Origin of the sequence: Brevibacterium sp. W7.2 (assembly GCF_018137945.1) — a bacterium.
GTDB lineage: Bacteria > Actinomycetota > Actinomycetes > Actinomycetales > Brevibacteriaceae > Brevibacterium > Brevibacterium sanguinis.
In genome coordinates this window covers 1,986,980-2,004,388 of record NZ_CP073089.1, presented here as the reverse complement: position 1 = coordinate 2,004,388, position 17,409 = coordinate 1,986,980, and the positions used below count along the sequence as shown (strand labels likewise).

Annotated in this window: 15 protein-coding genes; 6 read left to right on the top strand and 9 right to left on the bottom strand. The window is 68.3% G+C overall.

What is annotated here, in order from left to right:
* Nucleotides 1–27: 27 nt before the first annotated feature.
* Together J9315_RS08945 and glnA are read right to left on the bottom strand one after the other, a co-directional pair.
* Nucleotides 28–1,506 (bottom strand): mycothione reductase, encoded by a 1,479-nt coding sequence (locus J9315_RS08945; RefSeq protein WP_211977582.1) that lies wholly within the window; start codon nucleotides 1,504–1,506, stop codon nucleotides 28–30.
* A 151-nt stretch (nucleotides 1,507–1,657) separates the two neighbouring features.
* Nucleotides 1,658–3,082 carry a type I glutamate--ammonia ligase gene (gene glnA, locus J9315_RS08940; RefSeq protein WP_198498731.1) on the bottom strand — a complete coding sequence of 475 codons (1,425 nt, stop codon included), beginning with the start codon at nucleotides 3,080–3,082 and terminating at the stop codon, nucleotides 1,658–1,660.
* A gap of 143 nt (nucleotides 3,083–3,225) precedes the next feature.
* On the opposite strand from glnA, the gene J9315_RS08935 reads away from it, so the two are divergent.
* The gene (locus J9315_RS08935) at nucleotides 3,226–3,666 is read left to right on the top strand and encodes an RDD family protein (protein ID WP_211977580.1); all 441 of its coding nucleotides are present in this window, start codon (nucleotides 3,226–3,228) and stop codon (nucleotides 3,664–3,666) included.
* Between the two features lie 80 nt (nucleotides 3,667–3,746).
* On the opposite strand, the gene J9315_RS08930 is transcribed toward J9315_RS08935, so the two are convergent.
* The 3 genes from J9315_RS08930 to lipB are packed head-to-tail and all read right to left on the bottom strand — an operon-like array spanning nucleotide 3,747 to nucleotide 6,236.
* Nucleotides 3,747–4,478, bottom strand: a complete 732-nt coding sequence (locus J9315_RS08930; RefSeq protein WP_198498733.1) for a DUF4191 domain-containing protein — start codon at nucleotides 4,476–4,478, stop codon at nucleotides 3,747–3,749.
* Nucleotides 4,479–4,534: 56 nt separating this feature from the next.
* The gene (gene lipA, locus J9315_RS08925) at nucleotides 4,535–5,587 is read right to left on the bottom strand and encodes a lipoyl synthase (protein ID WP_211977578.1); all 1,053 of its coding nucleotides are present in this window, start codon (nucleotides 5,585–5,587) and stop codon (nucleotides 4,535–4,537) included.
* A 10-nt stretch (nucleotides 5,588–5,597) separates the two neighbouring features.
* Nucleotides 5,598–6,236 carry a lipoyl(octanoyl) transferase LipB gene (gene lipB, locus J9315_RS08920; protein WP_198498734.1) on the bottom strand — a complete coding sequence of 213 codons (639 nt, stop codon included), beginning with the start codon at nucleotides 6,234–6,236 and terminating at the stop codon, nucleotides 5,598–5,600.
* Nucleotides 6,237–6,392: 156 nt separating this feature from the next.
* On the opposite strand from lipB, the gene J9315_RS08915 reads away from it, so the two are divergent.
* Nucleotides 6,393–7,928 carry a hypothetical protein gene (locus J9315_RS08915; RefSeq protein ID WP_211977576.1) on the top strand — a complete coding sequence of 512 codons (1,536 nt, stop codon included), beginning with the start codon at nucleotides 6,393–6,395 and terminating at the stop codon, nucleotides 7,926–7,928.
* Between the two features lie 58 nt (nucleotides 7,929–7,986).
* Here J9315_RS08915 and sucB read toward each other — a convergent pair whose 3' ends face one another.
* The 3 genes from sucB to J9315_RS08900 all read right to left on the bottom strand — a co-directional run bounded on the left by sucB (nucleotide 7,987) and on the right by J9315_RS08900 (nucleotide 12,894).
* Nucleotides 7,987–9,819, bottom strand: coding sequence for a 2-oxoglutarate dehydrogenase, E2 component, dihydrolipoamide succinyltransferase (sucB, locus tag J9315_RS08910; RefSeq protein ID WP_211977574.1), 1,833 nt, complete (start codon nucleotides 9,817–9,819; stop codon nucleotides 7,987–7,989).
* Between the two features lie 20 nt (nucleotides 9,820–9,839).
* On the bottom strand, nucleotides 9,840–11,228 hold the full coding sequence (lpdA, locus tag J9315_RS08905; protein WP_137826129.1) for a dihydrolipoyl dehydrogenase: 1,389 nt from the start codon (nucleotides 11,226–11,228) through the stop codon (nucleotides 9,840–9,842).
* A 178-nt stretch (nucleotides 11,229–11,406) separates the two neighbouring features.
* Nucleotides 11,407–12,894 carry a leucyl aminopeptidase gene (locus J9315_RS08900; protein WP_211977573.1) on the bottom strand — a complete coding sequence of 496 codons (1,488 nt, stop codon included), beginning with the start codon at nucleotides 12,892–12,894 and terminating at the stop codon, nucleotides 11,407–11,409.
* 107 nt (nucleotides 12,895–13,001) lie between these two features.
* Between J9315_RS08900 and J9315_RS08895 the strand changes: the two genes are divergently transcribed.
* Nucleotides 13,002–14,108, top strand: a complete 1,107-nt coding sequence (locus J9315_RS08895) for a quinone-dependent dihydroorotate dehydrogenase (RefSeq protein WP_211977572.1) — start codon at nucleotides 13,002–13,004, stop codon at nucleotides 14,106–14,108.
* Here J9315_RS08895 and J9315_RS08890 read toward each other — a convergent pair.
* Nucleotides 14,083–14,688, bottom strand: coding sequence for a DUF3043 domain-containing protein (locus J9315_RS08890; RefSeq protein ID WP_137826132.1), 606 nt, complete (start codon nucleotides 14,686–14,688; stop codon nucleotides 14,083–14,085). The two genes, J9315_RS08895 and J9315_RS08890, sit on opposite strands and share 26 nt — an antisense overlap.
* Before the next feature lie 23 nt (nucleotides 14,689–14,711).
* Here J9315_RS08890 and J9315_RS08885 point away from each other — a divergent pair, with 23 nt between their 5' ends.
* The 3 genes from J9315_RS08885 (at nucleotide 14,712) to J9315_RS08875 (ending at nucleotide 17,309) form a co-directional block, all read left to right on the top strand.
* The gene (locus J9315_RS08885) at nucleotides 14,712–16,130 is read left to right on the top strand and encodes a M20/M25/M40 family metallo-hydrolase (RefSeq protein ID WP_211977570.1); all 1,419 of its coding nucleotides are present in this window, start codon (nucleotides 14,712–14,714) and stop codon (nucleotides 16,128–16,130) included.
* 93 nt (nucleotides 16,131–16,223) lie between these two features.
* Entirely contained in the window at nucleotides 16,224–16,577 is a 354-nt protein-coding gene (locus tag J9315_RS08880; protein ID WP_140955028.1) for an iron-sulfur cluster assembly accessory protein, read from the top strand.
* A 42-nt stretch (nucleotides 16,578–16,619) separates the two neighbouring features.
* Entirely contained in the window at nucleotides 16,620–17,309 is a 690-nt protein-coding gene (locus J9315_RS08875) for a leucyl/phenylalanyl-tRNA--protein transferase (RefSeq protein WP_211977569.1), read from the top strand.
* Nucleotides 17,310–17,409 lie beyond the last annotated feature (100 nt).

Genomic DNA, 17,409 nt, shown 5'->3' with positions numbered 1-17,409 from the left:
TGATCCAGCCTGTCCGCCTCGGCGGCGTCAGCGAGGCGTGAACTCGAGCCCGAGCAGAGCGTTCTCGATGACCTCGGGCAGCGCCGGGTGGATCCAGTACTGACCCCTGGCCACCTCGTCGGCGGGCTGGTCGAAGGCCATCGCCTGGATGAGCGGCTGGATGATCATCGACGCCTCGGCCCCGACGATCTGCGCGCCGAGGATGAGCCGGGAGTCCCGGTCGGCGATGACCTTGACGATCCCGGGATCGTCGGCCATCGCCCACCCGTAGGCGACATCGGAGTACTGCTGGACCTTGACGGTGACGTCGTGTCCGGCCAGCCGGGCTTCGTCCTCGGTCATGCCCACGGTCGCGACCTGCGGAGAGGTGAAGACCGCAGCCGGCACGGCCTTGTGGCTGGTGCGCTCGAGCGCGTCCTCCGCCGCGGCCCCGGGGGCCCCGGCGGCGACGTCGACGACGAGGTTGTCACCGACGACCCGGGCCTCGTGGTTGGCCACGTGCTTGAGCTGGTGCTCGGAACTGATGTCGCCGAGGGCGAAGACCCCGGGCACGGGTTCTCCGCCGGCATAGACCCGCTGGAACGCGTCGACGACGAGCCTGCCGTCGGGCGTGAGGTCGTAGCCGACCTCGGCGGCGTCGAGGCCAGCGGTGTTCGGGTGGCGACCGATGGCGATGAGGACGATGTCAGCGTCGACCGCGGCGGGAATGTCGACGTCGTCGACCCGACCGCTGGGCTCGAGGTCGATCGTCACCGGTGCGCCCTCCCCGTCGCCGAGGCGGAAGGCGGCAGGCTGGGCACCGAGGATGACGTTGTGGTCGGCGGTGAAGATCGTCGTGAACTCCGCCGAGGCGGTGCCGTCGAGGTCCTGGAGCAGCCGGGGTCCGCGGGCGATGACGGTGACGTCGGTGCCGAAGCTCGCGAAGATGTGGGCGAACTCCATGGCGATGACGCCGGAGCCGACGATCGCCAGCCGCTTCGGCTGCTCCGGCAGGCGCATGATCGAATTCGAGGTGACGATCGGGTAGCCCGGAGTGTCGACCTGCGCCGGGTCGAGGCCCGGGGTGTCGGGGAGGGTGGGCGCGGCCCCGGCGGCGATGACGATCCGATCCGCGGTGATCTCCTCACCCGAGGCGGTGACCACGGTCTTCTCATCGACGAAGCGGACGTGCTCGGGGATGACGGTGTTGTTCGGCTGACGGTCGCCCGACCTGTACTCCCGACCGCCGGCTTCGATCGCGTCGACGCGGGAGAAGATGCGCTCCTGCAGAGCCGACCAGTCGACGCCCTCGAACGCGGCCTCGACGTCGTAGCGACGGGCGTGTGCGGCCTCCTCGGCGACAGTGGCCGGGTAGACGAACATCTTCGTCGGGATGCACCCGACATTGAGGCACGTGCCCCCGAAATGCCATTCCTCGGCGATCGCGGTCTTCAGTCCCGCGAACCTCTTGTCGAGGAACATGTTCCCCGAGCCCGTGCCGATGAGCAGCAGATCGTAATGCGTCATAGTCCGTCCTCGCAGATGGTGATGTCGATACCGTGCGCCCGCGCGAGAGGGTTCCGGCAGGAACGCAGCGGGGGCGCCACCGGAGAAACCGGTGACGCCCCCACTGTATTCCCTGCGAGCCGATTCCCTGGGGAACGGTCCGCCGGTCGGGTCAGATCGAGTAGTAGAGCTCGAACTCGGTCGGAGTCGGACGCAGACGCGCGACGTCGATCTCGTTCTCGCGCTTGATCCTGATCCACGTCTCGATGAGGTCGGGGGTGAAGACGTCACCGGCGGTGAGGAAGTCGTGATCCTTCTCGAGCTCGTCGAGCGCCTCGTCGAGGGAGGCCGGGACGAGCTTGATGTCCTTGGCCTCCTCCGGGGGCAGCTCGTAGAGGTCCTTGTCGATCGGCTCCGGCGGTTCGATGCGGTTGCGGATGCCGTCGAGGCCGGCCATGAGCTGCGCGGAGAACGCGAGGTAGGGGTTGCTCGACGGGTCGGGCACACGGAACTCGAGGCGCTTGGCCTTCGGCGAGGAGCCGGTCACCGGGATGCGGATGGCGGCCGAGCGGTTGCGCGCCGAGTAGACGAGGTTGACGGGGGCCTCGTAGCCGGGCACGAGGCGGCGGTAGGAGTTGATCGTCGGGTTCGTGAACGCGAGGACGGCGCCGGCGTGCTCGATGAGGCCGCCGATGTACCAGCGGGCGAGGTCGGAGAGACCGGCGTAGCCGTTCTCGTCGTAGAACAGCGGCTCGCCGTTCTTCCACAGCGACTGGTGGCAGTGCATGCCCGACCCGTTGTCGCCGAAGAGGGGTTTGGGCATGAAGGTGACGGTCTTGCCGTACTCGTCGGCGGTGTTCTTCACGACGTACTTGAAGTCGAGGAGCTGGTCAGCGGCGTGCTGGAGGGTGTTGAACTTGTAGTTGATCTCCTGCTGCCCGGCCGTGCCGACCTCGTGGTGGGCGCGCTCCATCTCGAAGCCGATCTCCTCGAGCGTCATCGACATCTCGTCGCGGATGTCGGCGAACTTGTCCTGCGGGGAGACGGGGAAGTAGCCGCCCTTGTAGGGCGTCTTGTAGCCGAGGTTGCCCTCGGGCTCCTGCGCACCGGTGTTCCACGCAGCTTCGATGGAGTTGACCTCGTAGAAGCTGTGCCCGGGGGTGTTCTGGTAGCGGATCGAGTCGAACATGTAGAACTCGGCCTCGGCGCCGTAGTAGACGGTGTCGGCGATGCCGGTGCTCTGCAGGTACTTCTCCGCCTTCGCCGCGACCTGGCGGGGGTCGCGGGAGTAGGGCTCGTCGGTGAAGGGGTCGACGATCGAGTGCGTGACCACGAGCGTCTTCGCCTCCCGGTAGGGGTCGATGAACGCCGAGGCGACATCGGCGAGGAGCTTCATGTCCGATTCGTGGATGCCCTGGAAGCCTGTGATCGAGGACCCGTCGAAGAGGAGACCTTCGGTGATCTCATCCACGCCGTACGAGGCGGCGGGAAGGTTGAAGTGCTGGACGACACCGGGCAGGTCGCAGAAGCGGACATCGACGAAACGCACGTCGTTCTCCGCGATGTAGTTGACGAGTTCTTCAGCAGACGAGAACACTTAGGTCTCCTAGTTAGACGTATGGTCGGTTCTTCGTGACCGAGATCAATCCTAGTTCGTGCTCGGTGAAGCCGTGATGACAGTCATGTTTCGGGGATGTTTCCTGATGATTCACTCAGGGACGACTTCGGTACCCTGGGGGAGTGATCAATCGCGACGACCTCGGGTCCTGGCTGCAGGGACCACAGACCAGCCGAGACGAGGGTGACTGGCCCGGACGCCGACTCGGCCTCCCGGAGACCGGCCGCCATGCGGTGGCACCGGCGTGGAAGCGCCTGCTCGCCCTCATGGTCGACTGGTTCATGTGCCTGGCGATCGCCGGTCTCTTCGCCTCGACCAACCCGTTCCTCGCCCCGGGCATCTTCCTCCTGGCGAATATCCTCCTCGTCTCGACCCTCGGCTATACCGTCGGCCATCGGATCTTCGGGATCGAGGTTCGCCGCCTCGACGGCCGCGTCCCGGGATTCGTGCCCGCACTCATCCGGTCTCTCCTCGTCGTCCTCGTCATTCCCGCGCTCATCTTCGACCGCGACCACCGCGGACTCCACGACCTCGCGGCGAAGACGGTGATCCTCCGCCGCTGAGCAGACGGCTGGCGCGAACGACAGCGGCCCCGTCACCGGGATTCCGGTGACGGGGCCGCGTGCGTTCTCGGGAGCGCCGATCAGCGTCCGCGCATCGCCTTGTGGTTGGGGCGCGCCTTGTTCGGGTCGATGCCCTTGGGGATGGGCGGACGCGTGCCCTGGGTGCCGAGGGCGGAGAGGCGGTTGCGCACGGCGAGCACCTCGGCGCGATTGAGCTTGCGGGGCAGCTTGTGGACGGTCGAGACGACCTGCTTCATCTGCAGCTGGCCGTCCTCGTTGCCGCCCTGGAGGGTGTGGACGGGGACGTTGGGGAGGATGCGCTCGTGGCGCTTCTTCTCCTTGGCGAGCAGCTTCGCGCTGCGGGCCTTCGGTCCCTCACTGAGCAGCACGACACCGGACCGGCCCGTCGAGCGGAACACGAGGTCGCGGCTCTTCGGGTCGATGGCGATCGGCTTCTCGTCCATGAGGTAGCCGCGACGCGCGGTGTTGAGGACCGCGCCGAAGGCACCGGGCTGGCCCTCCATCTGCGCGAACGCCGCGGTCTCAGCGAAGCGGCCGAGCATGAACATGCCGAGCAGCAGACCGACCATGAGACCGAGGATCGTCGTGAACACGGCCCCGCCGAAGACGAGTCCGGCGAGCAGGCCGAGGAGCGTGAAGCCCACGACAGCGGCTGCCAGGAGCCACGGGGTCGCCTTGTTGTGCTTCGCGGCGAGCTCGTAGACCTGACGCATCTGCGCCAGACGGCCCGGCTTCTTGTTCGGATCCTTCGGCTTGCGACGGAACAGTCCCTTGCGCGGTTCTTCGCTCATTCTCTCACTTGCTCTTGACGGGCCGACGGGTCCCGAGGACAGGCCCGCGGAACCACTCATTGCTCAGCAGACAAGTCTACCTCTTCGCCTGCGCCGAACATATCCACAACGGCCTGCGCCTCCTGCTTGGCCGGGGTGTGCTTGTCGAGATGCGCGAGGTGGGCGGGGATCTCCTCGCCGCGGTGGCGCATCGCCGTGGCCCAGAGGCGACCGGCGCGGTACGACGAGCGCACGAGCGGACCGGACATGACTCCGAGGAACCCGATCTCCTCGGCGGCGTCGCGGAGCATGACGAAGTCGGCGGGCTTGACCCAGCGGGTGACGGGATGGTGGCGCGGGGACGGGCGCAGGTACTGGGTGATCGTGATGAGGTCGCACCCGGCGTCGTGGAGGTCCTGGAGTGCGGAGATGATCTCGTCGTTCGTCTCGCCCATGCCGAGGATGAGGTTCGACTTCGTGATGAGTCCGGCCTCACGGGCCTGGGTGATCACCGACAGGGAGCGCTCGTAGCGGAAGGCCGGGCGGATCCGCTTGAAGATGCGCGGCACCGTCTCGACATTGTGGGCGAGCACTTCCGGCCGGGAGGAGAACACCTCGGCGAGCTGGTCGGGCTTCGCGTTGAAGTCGGGGATGAGGAGTTCGACCCCGGTGCCGCGGCCGTCGACGTAGTCGAGGTCGTGGATCTGGCGGACGGTCTCGGCGTAGAGCCACGCGCCGCCGTCGGGCAGGTCGTCGCGGGCCACGCCGGTGATCGTCGAGTAGCGCAGGCCCATCTCGCCCACCGAGGCGGCGACGCGGCGCGGCTCATCGGCATCGAAGTCGGCGGGCCGGCCGGTGTCGATCTGACAGAAGTCGCAGCGGCGGGTGCACTGTTCACCGCCGATGAGGAAGGTCGCCTCGCGGTCCTCCCAGCATTCGAAGATGTTCGGGCAGCCGGCCTCCTCGCACACGGTGTGGAGGTCCTGTTTGCGCACGAGGGACTTCAGGGAGGTGTACTCCGGTCCGATGTGGGCCTTCGCCTTGATCCAGGCCGGCTTCTCCTCGATCGGAACTTCCGAGTTCCGTGCCTCGACACGGAGCATGCGGCGGCCTTCGGGTGCGATCGTCACGTCGGTTCTCCTAAGCGGTGATGGTCTCGTGCAGGATCTCGTCGAGCCGGGGGGCGACCTCTTCGGGCGTCACGGTCCGGCCGAGTTCGGCACTGATGGTGGTCGTGTCGGCATCGGTGATGCCGCAGGCGATGATCGATTCGTAGGCGCCGAGGTCGTTGCTGCAGTTGAGGGCGAGACCGTGCATCGTCACGCCGTCGTGGATGCGGATGCCGATCGCCCCGATCTTGCGGTCACGGCGGGCGCCGTCGCCGAGGATCCACACGCCCGCGCGGCCCTCGATCGTCGTGGCCTCGATGCCGTATTCGCTGAGCAGGCGGATCATCGAATCCTCGAGCTGGGCGACGAAGAGGCGGACCTCTTTGGGATCGTTGAGCCGGTAGATGAAATAGGCGACGAGCTGTCCCGGGCCGTGCCAGGTGATCTTGCCGCCGCGGTCGACGTCGATGACCTCGGTGCCATCGGTCGGGCGTTCGTGGTCCTCCGTGCGTTTGCCGGCAGTGTAGACCGGGGGATGTTCGAGGAGCAGGATCGTCGACTCCCTGTTCCCGGCGAGCACGTCTTCGTGATACTTCTTCTGCAGGTCCCACGTGGTGCGATAGTCCGAGAAGACCGGCGCGAAACCCAGAATCTCTGTGGCCAGTGGCATGTGTCCAGACTATGCCCGTTGACCGGGGTGTTCAATTCATCTCCCCATGACCCTCGACACGTTCTCCACAGGCCGGCCATTGACTTATCACAGTGCATCACTCATCATCAAATGACATCCAACAGGATTCACAGTCATTGACGGGGATGACGAACTATGACATGGCACTTCGAAGCGACGATCGCCGACGACATCCATCGCGTCGGCGACGACACGGGGGAGACCCGCTGGGGTGTCGTCGGCGGAGAGCAGACCCGCAGCGCCGACGCGCGCGCCGATGATCCGTCCGATGATGCCGGAGTGCTCGGAACGGCCGAGGTCATCCTCCCGACCGGGGAGGCGAGGCTGCTCCTCGTCCCGGTCCTGCCCGGGGGCCTCGTCATCGACGTCGTCCGCGCCTTCCACGGTCTCACCGAGGGCGAAGCGCACACCCTGCTGCGCGGCGTCTTCGCCGAACTCGCCGAGGTCGAGGCGGCGACCGAGCGGCTCAGCCTCGCGTGCTTCGGACTCGACGCGGAGGGGCGCCCGCGGGTCATCCCCGGCGTGCGCCGAACCCTGGAGACCCCGGTTCGGCGCGCGGTGGGGGAGCTGCTCTATCACGCCCTCCACGGGGTGCCGTGGACCGAGAGCCTGCTGCCCGTCGGCGTCGCCCTCGAGTCGTGCAGCGCCGAGCTGCAGGCCCTCGTCACCGATCTCCTCGACGAGTCGAGTCCCGCAGCGCAGGATTCCCTGCCGGCCGTCATCGCCGAGGTGACCCCGCGGCTCGGTCGCCTCGGCACTCCTGCCGTGCTTCCGCTCGTCCCGGCCTCCCGTGATCTCGACCCGGCGCTGGCCCTCACGGCCCGCCTGCGCGCGACCACGCCCCGGGCGGCCCCGGACCGCGTCCTGCCCTCTCCGGATGCGGGGGAGGGAGCCGGCCCCGGGGCGTCGCGGCGAGGGCTGTCGACGGTGGCCGCTCTCCGCTCGCGCCCGACCGGTCGCTCGCGCTCGAGCCGGCGCGGCGAGGGCGCCGAGGGCCGAGGCGACGCGGCCGCCCCGACCCGCCGCCGTACCGGCGGTCGCGGCACTGATGGTCGCCATACGGACGATCACCGCCCCGGCACCCGCGGACGCGGGCGGACACGGGGACGCGCCGCCGCCTCGGCGGTCGCCCTGCTCAGCGCTGCCGTGACCTCGCGGTGGGCCAGGCGCGCCGCGCTGGGGGCGGCGATGGTCGTCGTGCTCCTCGGCGGAGTGCTCATGGTCCGCGCGTGGTCGGCCGGTGAGGACGCGTCGCCCTCGCCGGTCGCCGCCGACGACCCCGCCGCGGAGAGCGCGGACAGGGGCGGGAGAGCTCAGCCGCTCAGTGACACGGCCGTCGCCGAGCGCCTCGGCGAACTCTGCGCCGAACGCGCACGGGCGCTCGGAGCCGGTGACGGTGAGGGGCTGGCCGGGCTCACGGTGCCCGGATCGACGGCGGCGGCAGCCGATGAGCTCATCGACCTCGCCGCGTACTCCGGCGGGACGTACACGATCACCGTCACCGATGTCGTCGTCGAGTCGCAGTCGGACGCGGAGATCGTCGTCAGCGCCACGATGACGACGACGGCGGAGAGCGGGGGCGAGGAGGAGACGTTCGACGCGAAGGACGTCGTCGTCACGCTCGGCCGGCATGCCGGGCAATGGCGGATCGCCGAGGTGGCCGAGGCGTGAATGCCGCAGGGGGCCGGTCGATGACCGGCCCCCTGCGGGCTGCTGAGATCGCGGTGACTCAGAGTTCGAGGTCGGCCTCGAAGTTGCCATCCTCGAGACGCGCCTTGATCGTCTGCAGGAAGCGTCCCGCATCCGCACCGTCGACCAGCTGGTGGTTGTAGGTGAGCGGAAGGTAGACCATGTCGCGGATCGCGATCGACTCCTCGCCGTCAGCGGTCTTGACGACGATCGGGCGACGCACGATCGCACCGGTGCCGATGATGCCCATCTGCGGCTGGTTGATGATCGGCGTGTCGAAGAGCGCACCCACGGAGCCGATGTTCGTCACCGTGAAGGTGCCGCCCGACAGCTCGTCCGGCATGATCTTGTTGTTGCGGGTGCGATCGGCGACATCGTCGATGGCCTTGGCGAGGCCCGCGATGCTGAGATCCCCGGCGTCCTTGACGACCGGCACGAGCAGACCACGCGGAGTATCGACTGCGACCGCGAGGTTCTCGTGGTCGAAGTACGTGATCTCCTGGGACTCGAGATCGTACTGGGCGTTGACCTTCGGGTGCTGCTTGAGCGCCTCGACGATCGCCTTCGCGAAGAACGGCAGGTAGGTGAGCTTGACGCCGTGCTTGTCGAGGAACGCGTCCTTGTTCGCCTTGCGCAGCTTCGCCACCCGGGTCATGTCGACCTCGATGACCTGCGTGAGCTGTGCCGAGACCTCGAGCGATTCGCTCATCCGCTTCGCAATGGTCTGGCGGATGCGCGAGGCCTTCTCGGTGGTGCCGCGCAGCTTCGCAGCCTCCTCCGGGATCTCGAGCGTGAACGGCTTCTTCGCTTCGCCGGAGGCAGCCGGTGCGGGGGCCGACGATCCTGCGGCAGGACGGTTCGCCGCTGCGGCGATGACGTCCTGCTTGCGGATGCGGCCGCCGACTCCCGTGCCGGTGACGGTCGAGAGATCGACACCCTCATCCTTGGCGAGACGACGGACGAGCGGCGTGACGTACGCGGAGTTCTCTCCGACGGTGTCAGCCGCCGCCGACTCGGACTTCGCCGGTGCCGATTCCGACTTCGCCGGAGCGGACTGCGCGGCGGCAGCCGACTGCGCTGCCGGGGCGGAGGCAGAGGCCGTCTCCTGCTTCGGAGCCTCCTCCTTGGGGGCCTCTTCCTTGGGAGCTTCCTCCTTGGGAGCTTCCTCTTCCTTCGGCTCTTCCTTGGGAGTCTCCTCCTTGGGAGTCTCCTCCTGCTTCGGTTCCTCGGCGGCGGGGGCCGACTCCGCCGGAGCTCCCGATCCGATTCGCGCCAGGGGAGCGCCGACCTCGACGGTCTCGTCCTCCTCGGCGAGGTGCGCCTGGACGACACCGGCGACGGGGGAGGGGACCTCGGTGTCGACCTTGTCGGTCGAGACCTCGAGGAGCGGTTCGTCGACCTCGACCTCTTCGCCGACTTCCTTGAGCCAGCGGGTCACAGTGCCTTCGGTGACGGATTCGCCGAGCGCCGGCATCGTCACCTCGGTGCCCTCACCGGACGACGACTGCGAGTCAGCGGCGGGCGCGGACTCTGCGGACGTCTCGGTCTTCTCGGACTCGGACGACGAGCTGGTGTCCTCGGCCGCCTCGCTCGCCGGCTCCTCCTCGGGAGCCACCTCGGCGGATCCGGAATCGCTGCCGTCGCCGATGTACGCGAGATCGCCGCCGACCTCGACGACATCGTCCTCGTCGGCGAGGATCTTCTCGAGCACACCGGCGAAGGGGCTCGGAATCTCCGTATCGACCTTGTCGGTCGAGACCTCGAGCAGGGGCTCGTCGACCTCGACGGTGTCGCCGACGGACTTCAGCCACCGGGTGACTGTACCTTCGGTCACCGACTCACCGAGAGCCGGCATCTGAACGGAATTCGACATGTCTTTCGTCTCCTCGGATCTTATGAGTGGAAGTGCAGGGGTTTGCCGGCGGCGGCCAGGTGAGCCTCGCCGATCGCCTCATTCTGCGTCGGGTGCGCATGGATGAGCTGTGCGACTTCCTCAGGGAAAGCCTCCCAGTTGACGATGAGCTGTGCTTCGCCCGCCTGCTCACTGAGACGCGCGCCGATGCCGTGGATGCCGACGACCGGGCCGTCCTTCTCCCGGATGACCTTGATGAAGCCGGTCGTGTTGAGGATGACCGACTTGCCGTTGCCGCCGAGGTTGTACTCGAGCGTCTCGACGTTGTCCGCGCCGTACTTCTCCTCGGCCTGCTTCGCCGAGAGCCCGACGGAGAAGATCTCCGGTTCGCAGTACGTGACACGCGGGATGCCGCTCTCGACGATCGGTGCCGGGTTGAGGCCGGCGATCTCCTCGGCGACGAAGATGCCCTGACCGAACCCGCGGTGGGCGAGCTGGAGGCCCGGGACGATGTCGCCGATCGCGTAGATGTTGCCGACCCCGGTGTGCAGGCGCTCGTTGGCGAGGACGAAGCCGCGATCCATCGGGATGCCCTGCTCCTCGAAGCCGAGGCCCTCGGTGACGGGACCGCGTCCGACGGCGACGAGGAGGTACTCGGCCTCGAGCGTCGTGCCGTCCTCGAGCGTCACCTTGACGCCGTCGGCGGTCTCCTCGACGCCCTTGAACATGACGCCGAGCTTGAAGTTGATCTTGCGCTTCTTGAATGCGCGCTCGAGCGCCTTCGAGATCGACTCGTCCTCGTTGGCCACGAGGTGGGGCAGGCCCTCGACGATCGTGACGTCGGCACCGTAGGAGTTCCACACGCTGGCGAACTCGACGCCGATGACGCCGCCGCCGAGGACGATGACCGACTTCGGCACGGTCGCCAGCTGCAGGGCCTCGGTGGAGGTGATGACCCGGTCGGTGACGTCGAGGCCGATGGTCTTCGACGTCGAACCGGTGGCGAGGATGATGTTCTTGCCCTTGAGCGTGTAGTGCTCGTCGTCGCCGGTGACCTCGACGGTGTCCTCACCGACGAGCTTGCCCTTGCCGATGTAGGTGTCGATGCCGCGGGCCTTGACGAGGCCCTGGAGACCCTTGTAGTTGCGGTTGATGACGTTGTTCTTGTAGTCGAGCACCTTGTCGATGTCGATGCCCTTGAACTCCGCCTGCACGCCGAACGTCTCCGAGTCCTTCGCGGCATCGGCGATCTCCGCGGTGTGGAGGAGCGCCTTGGTCGGCACACAGCCACGGTGCAGGCACGTCCCGCCAACCTTGTCCTGTTCGATGAGGGCGACCTTCATATCGAGTTCTGCGGCGCGCAGAGCAGCGGCATAGCCGCCGGGTCCGCCGCCGAGGACGACAAGGTCATAGGTCAATGCGTCACTCACGGATTACTCCTCGTAGCTGTGGTCAAGCCTGCCAAGGGCAGCTTTCCCTCTTATCTTTCCACTTTTCTCGCCAGGGGCGAAAGCAAACGGTGTCTGTTGCGCCACAGGTGGGGAGCATCACTCCCGACCCGCCCCGGGCGCAGAGCTCTGCGACCGGGGTCAGGCGCGGGGATGCTGGTCAGTCGGCGTCGCGGGCGATCTCGACGAGCGTGCGCACAGCGGCACCGGTCGCCGCGGCCGGGGTGTAGCCGAAGGCCGAACCGGTGTTGAAGCTCGGTCCGGCGATGTCGATGTGCGCCCATTCGGCGTCATCGGCGACGAACTCCTGGAGGAAGGCGGCGGCGGCGAGCATGCCGCCGGGGCGCGGACCGGAGTTCTTGAGATCGGCGGCGGTCGAGTCGAAACCGGAGAGCATCTCCTCGGGGATCGGCATCGGCCAGACGTCCTCACCGGCCACGGCGGCCCGTTCGGCGACCGTCGTGCGGGCCGCGGGAGTGCCCATGACCCCGGAGGTGCGGTTGCCGAGGGCGACGATCTGCGCACCGGTCAGGGTGGCGACGTCGATGAGGAGGTCGGGGTTCTCCGCCCCGGCGTCGGTGAGCGCGTCGGCGAGGACGAGACGACCTTCGGCGTCGGTGTTCGTCACCTCGACGGTCTTGCCGCTGCGCATGGTGAGCACGTCCGAGGGACGCTGCGCCGAGGAGCCGGGCATGTTCTCCGCGAGCGGCAGCCAGGCGGTGGCCCGGACGGGCAGTCCGAGGTCGGCGATCGCGAAGACCGCTTCGACGACGGCGGCGGCGCCGGCCATATCGGACTTCATGTCCTCCATGCTCGCGGCCGGCTTGAGGGAGAGACCGCCGGAGTCGAAGGTGATGCCCTTGCCGACGAAGCTGATGTGACGGCGGGCCTTCTTCGGGTTGTACTCGACCTTGACGAGGCGCGGTCCGCGGGTCGACCCCTGACCGACGCCGATGAGTCCGCCGTAGCCGCCGGCGGCGAGCTCTTTCTCACCGAGCACGGTGACCTTGACCTTGCGGGACTTCGCCTGGTCCTTGACGAGCTGGGCGAAGGACTCCGGGTAGAGGTCGAGCGGGGGCGTGTTGACGAGGTCGCGGGCGGCGTTCGTCGCCGCGGCGATGATCGTGCCGGCTTCGTGGGCCGCTGCGTACGTCTTGCCCTTCGGGCCGAGCACCGTGACGGGGCCGGGCACGCGGTCGTCGTCTCCGGAACGGTACGTCGTGAAGCGGTAGGCGCCGAGGGCGGCCCCGACGGTGACGGCTTCGACGGCGGCGGGGGAGTCGACGGGCAGGGCCACGGCGATCGAGGAGGCGCCCGAGAGTGCGCGCAGTGCGGCACCGGCGGCCCGGCGGAGGACTTCGTTCGCGGCCGCGGCATCGTCGTCGGCGCTCGCTGCATCGATGTCGCCGAGACCGACGAGGAGGATGCTCTCGGCGGTCACGCCCTTCGACGCGGGGATGCGCGCGGTGGATCCGGCCTTCCCGGTGAATTCGATGGCCCGGGCCGCGTCGTCGACAGCGGTGCGCACCGTCTTCGCGGAGTCGAGGCCGCGGACCGAGCCGTCGGCCACGCCGAGGACGAGGACGGCTGCACTCACCTTCGTGGGGGTCGTCGAAGCGTAGCTGCTGGGGGTGGTGGCACCGGGCATGGAATCCCTTTCTTCGTCGTTGAGCGTTGTCTCGATCCTAGTCGCAAAACCCGCCGAGGTCGTGTTCGGAGCACGTCGGGCACCGGGCACTGGCCTATTGTTGAGGCGTGTACCGACTCATCTTCTCTCTCGTCTTCCGCCCGATGGACGCCGAGCGCGCGCACCATCTCTCGTTCTCCGCACTCCGGATCCTCGACCGGATCCCGCTGCTCGGCCGGCTGCTGCGCCTCGTCGTCGCCCGGGGCACCAGCGCCCCCGTCGAGGTCCTCGGCCTCCCCTTCCCCAACCGGGTGGGCCTGGCCGCCGGCTTCGACAAGAACGGCGTCGGCATCCGCGCCCTGTCGGCGCTGGGCTTCGGGCACATCGAAGTGGGCACGATCACCGCCCACGCCCAGCCGGGCAATGAGCGGCCGCGGCTCTTCCGGCTCCTGCGCAACCACGCACTGCTCAACCGGATGGGGTTCAACAACGACGGGGCCCGGCAGGCGTCGTTCAACATCACCGCTCAGCGTCGAGCCCTCACCGCGCTGCCCGCCCGGCACCGTCCGATCATCGGCGTCAACATCGGCAAGACGAAGGTCGTGCCGGCCGCCGAGGCGGTCGCCGACTACGTCGCCTCGACTCGGGAGCTCGCCCCGCTGGCCGACTACCTCGTCATCAACGTCAGCTCCCCGAACACCCCCGGTCTGCGCGACCTCCAGTCCGTGGCGAGCCTCGAACCGATCATCACCGCGGTCAGGGAGGCCGCCGCCGAGGTGGTGGCCACACCCCGGTCGACCCTCGGTCATGTCCCGCTGCTCGTCAAGATCGCCCCGGACCTCTCCGACGAGGACGTCGTCGACATCTGCGACCTCGCGGTGCGCACCGGCGCCGACGGTCTCATCGTGACGAACACGACGATCGACCGCGATGTGCTCACCGGACCGGAGGCCGAGTTCGCCCGCTCCCAGGCCGGAGGCATCTCCGGGCGCCCCCTGGCTCCGCGCTCCCTCGAGGTGCTCCGCCTCGTGGCCGCGACGGTGAGCGGGGAGCTGACGATCGTCTCCGTCGGCGGCATCGGCGACGGAAACGACGTCGACGCCCGCCTGGCAGCGGGCGCCGATCTCGTTCAGGTCTATTCGGAGATGATCTACTCGGGCCCGTTCTGGCCCGGGAGGATCATCCGCTCCGGCGGGCGGACCCGCCTGCTCACTCGGGGTACTGGCGGCGCTTGACCTGCGGCTTGGGCATGCGCAGCGGCCGCAGCTGGACGCTGCGCATGACCGCGTAGAACGGCAGGCCGCGCTCGACCGTGCCGAACTTCGCCCGCAGGCGTCCCTTGAGGATGTAGTTGAGGATGAAGCCGTCGAGGATGACGAGCGCGAGCAGACCCCACACCGCGTACGTGAAGTACTGCTGGATCGCCACGGGCTGGGTGAAGGCGACGACGAGGATGAGGATCGCAGCGGGGATGAAGAGCTCCCCGATCGAGAAGCGGGCGTCGACGAAATCGCGGACGTAGCGGCGCTGCGGGCCCCGGTCACGGCGGGTGAGGTACTTCTCCTCACCGTTCATCATCCCGATGCGCGCCCGGTCGCGCTCCTTGCGCTGCTGCTCCTTGGCTCGTTGGTTCGCCACCTTGCGATCCTTCGAGACCAGCGGCTGGCGCCGCATCGATTCCTGCTGGCTGCGCTTGGGGGTGGGACGTCCCTTCTTCGCTTCCGCATCACGAGGGCTGGCCTCGCCTGCGGTGAGGTCGTCGTCTGGCGTCGTGGAGGAGTCGTTGTCCTCGTGAGTCTTTTTGCTTCCGAACACCCTTTCAATACTACCGTTGGACCATGACCGAATCGACTTCCGCGCTTGACGGCGCCTCCCTGCACACCCGCGTCGACGAGATCTTCGACGACATCCTCGACACGCTCACCGACCTCGTGGCGATCCCGTCCGTGGCCTGGCCGAGCTTCGATCCCGCTGCGGTCACGGCCAGCGCCGAGGCGGTCGCCGCCCTCGCCCGCGACCTCGGCCTCGACGTCGAGATCCTCACCGCCGACACAGCGGACGGCACCCCCGGCTACCCCGCCGTCGTCGCCTCGGCGCCGGCGCCTGCGGGCGCACCCACGGTGCTCCTCTACGCCCATCACGACGTCCAGCCGCCCGGCCGCGACGAGGCCTGGGACACCGAGCCGTTCGTCGCGACGCGGAAGGGGGACCGTCTCTTCGGTCGCGGCGCCGCCGACGACAAGGCCGGGATCATGGTCCACCTCACGGCTCTGCGGCTGCTCGCCGACCGCCTCGGCGTCGGGGTGCGCCTCTTCATCGAAGGGGAGGAGGAGGCGGGCAGCCCGAGCTTCCGGAACTTCCTCGAACGCCACCGCGACAAGCTCGCCGCCGACGTCATCGTCGTCGCCGACTCGGGCAACTGGGCTGCCGGCACCCCGGCCCTGACGACGAGCCTGCGCGGGATGTGCGCCCTCGAATTCGAGGTCTCCACGCTCGACCACGCCGTGCATTCGGGCATGTACGGGGGAGTGGTGCCCGATGCGATGCTCGCGATGACGAAGGTGCTCGCGAGCCTCCACGACGACGACGGTGCGGTCGCGGTGGCCGGACTCGCCGCCGTTCCCGAATCCCCGATCGACTACGCCGAGGCCACGGTCCGGGAGGACTCCGGTGTCCTGCCCGGCACCGCGCTCATCGGCACCGGGAGCCTGGCCTCGCGGATGTGGACGCAGCCGTCGATCACCGTCATCGGCCTCGACATCCCCGACGTCGACGTCTCCTCGAACACCCTGCAGCCGAGCCTGCGGGCCAAGCTCTCCATCCGCCTCGCCCCCGGGGACACCCCGGAGAGCGCTGTCGCGGCGGTGACGAAGCACCTCGAGGACAATCTGCCCTTCGGCGCGACCCTGAGCATCGGGGCGACCGAGGGCGGCAGCCCCTGGCAGGCCGACCTCGACGATCCCGCCGTCCGGGTCGCCCGGGCCGCGCTCACCGAGGCGTGGGGGACCGAAGCGGTGACGATGGGCATCGGCGGCTCGATCCCGTTCATCGCCGACCTCCTCGAGGTCTTCCCGCAGGCCTCGATCCTCGTCACCGGCGTCGAGGACCCCGACGCCCGGGCCCACAGCGCCAACGAATCCCTCTACCTGCCCGACTTCAAGGCCGCGATCGTCGCCGAGACGCTCCTCCTCGACGCTCTCGGACGTCAGGGTCTCGGCACCGGCGACACGGCGCAGGACACGGCAGCGCAGGCGTGAGCGCCGAGGATTTCGGCACGCGGGGGAATAGGTCCCGGATGATCCGCGTTGAACGCGGTGTAGCCTGGGCCCAGGAACTATGAAGGAGTACCAATGACAGCGACGAACGAAGCCACTGCCACGCACGAGGTCGAACTCTCGACGACCGCTGCGGACAAGGTGCGCAGCCTCCTGCAGCAGGAGGGCCGTGACGATCTGCGCCTGCGCGTGGCCGTCCAGCCCGGCGGCTGCTCGGGTCTGATCTACCAGCTCTACTTCGACGAGCGTCACCTCGACGGGGATGCCGTGCGCGACTTCGACGGCGTCGAGGTCATCGTCGACCGGATGAGCGTGCCCTACCTCAACGGCTCGACCATCGACTTCTCCGACACCATCGAGAAGCAGGGCTTCACGATCGACAACCCGAATGCGGGCGGATCGTGCGCCTGCGGCGACTCGTTCCACTGAGCGGAACCGCCCACCCGGCAGCCGCACCGCAGCACTGACGAAATGGACCTGGAGGATCTGCGCGCCGTCACGACGACGGCCACAGATCGCCAGGTCCTTTCCGCATATCGGGCCGGACTCTTCCCGATGGGCATCGGCCGCGGCGGCAGCGGTCGCATGGGGTGGTGGGGCCCGCGCCGTCGCGGTGTCCTCCTGCCCGGCGACCTCAGGGTGAGCAAGAGCCTGCGCAAGTCGCTGCGCGGATTCGAGTTCACCGTCGACGAATCCTTCGGCGAAGTCATCCGCGGCTGCGCCGAACCGAGCCGTCCCGGCGGCTGGATCACCCGGGAGATCATCGGCCTCTACGAGGGCCTCTTCGACGACGGCTGGGCGCATTCGATCGAGGTGCGCCGGGACGGCCGCCTCGTCGGCGGACTCTACGGCGTCGCCATCGGATCCCTCTTCGCCGGGGAGTCGATGTTCCACCGCGATCGCGACGCCTCGAAGGCCGCACTCGTCCATCTCGTCGCCCTCCTCGACGGCGAGCAGGAACCGGATCCGGCGCGGGTCGCAGGCGGCCCCCGAACCGACGGCGCCACCTCGGACGATGGTCCCGATTGGCTCATCGACACACAGTGGCAGACACCACATCTGGCGACCCTCGGCGTGTCGGAGATCAGCGGTCTCGACTACGCCGCGCGCCTAGAATCCGCGCTCCGCGGCAATCGTGCTCAGCGAATTCTCAACAAATGAACATCTGCATGTGAATTTCTACCGTGTGTAGCGGTAGTCTGTTAGATGACAAAGTACGTACTCGTCTTTCGGCCTGCCGAACGGCGAAGATGGTTGTGAA

What these genes read in the sequence shown, in the direction of transcription:
- J9315_RS08885 (WP_211977570.1), top strand. Translation starts at nt 14,712, where the DNA reads ATGACCGAATCGACTTCCGCGCTTGACGGCGCCTCCCTGCACACCCGC.
- J9315_RS08945 (WP_211977582.1), bottom strand. Translation starts at nt 1,506, where the DNA reads ATGACGCATTACGATCTGCTGCTCATCGGCACGGGCTCGGGGAACATG.
- J9315_RS08915 (WP_211977576.1), top strand. Translation starts at nt 6,393, where the DNA reads ATGACATGGCACTTCGAAGCGACGATCGCCGACGACATCCATCGCGTC.
- J9315_RS08930 (WP_198498733.1), bottom strand. Translation starts at nt 4,478, where the DNA reads ATGAGCGAAGAACCGCGCAAGGGACTGTTCCGTCGCAAGCCGAAGGAT.
- J9315_RS08880 (WP_140955028.1), top strand. Translation starts at nt 16,224, where the DNA reads ATGACAGCGACGAACGAAGCCACTGCCACGCACGAGGTCGAACTCTCG.
- J9315_RS08875 (WP_211977569.1), top strand. Translation starts at nt 16,620, where the DNA reads ATGGACCTGGAGGATCTGCGCGCCGTCACGACGACGGCCACAGATCGC.
- J9315_RS08900 (WP_211977573.1), bottom strand. Translation starts at nt 12,894, where the DNA reads ATGCCCGGTGCCACCACCCCCAGCAGCTACGCTTCGACGACCCCCACG.
- lipB (WP_198498734.1), bottom strand. Translation starts at nt 6,236, where the DNA reads ATGCCACTGGCCACAGAGATTCTGGGTTTCGCGCCGGTCTTCTCGGAC.
- sucB (WP_211977574.1), bottom strand. Translation starts at nt 9,819, where the DNA reads ATGTCGAATTCCGTTCAGATGCCGGCTCTCGGTGAGTCGGTGACCGAA.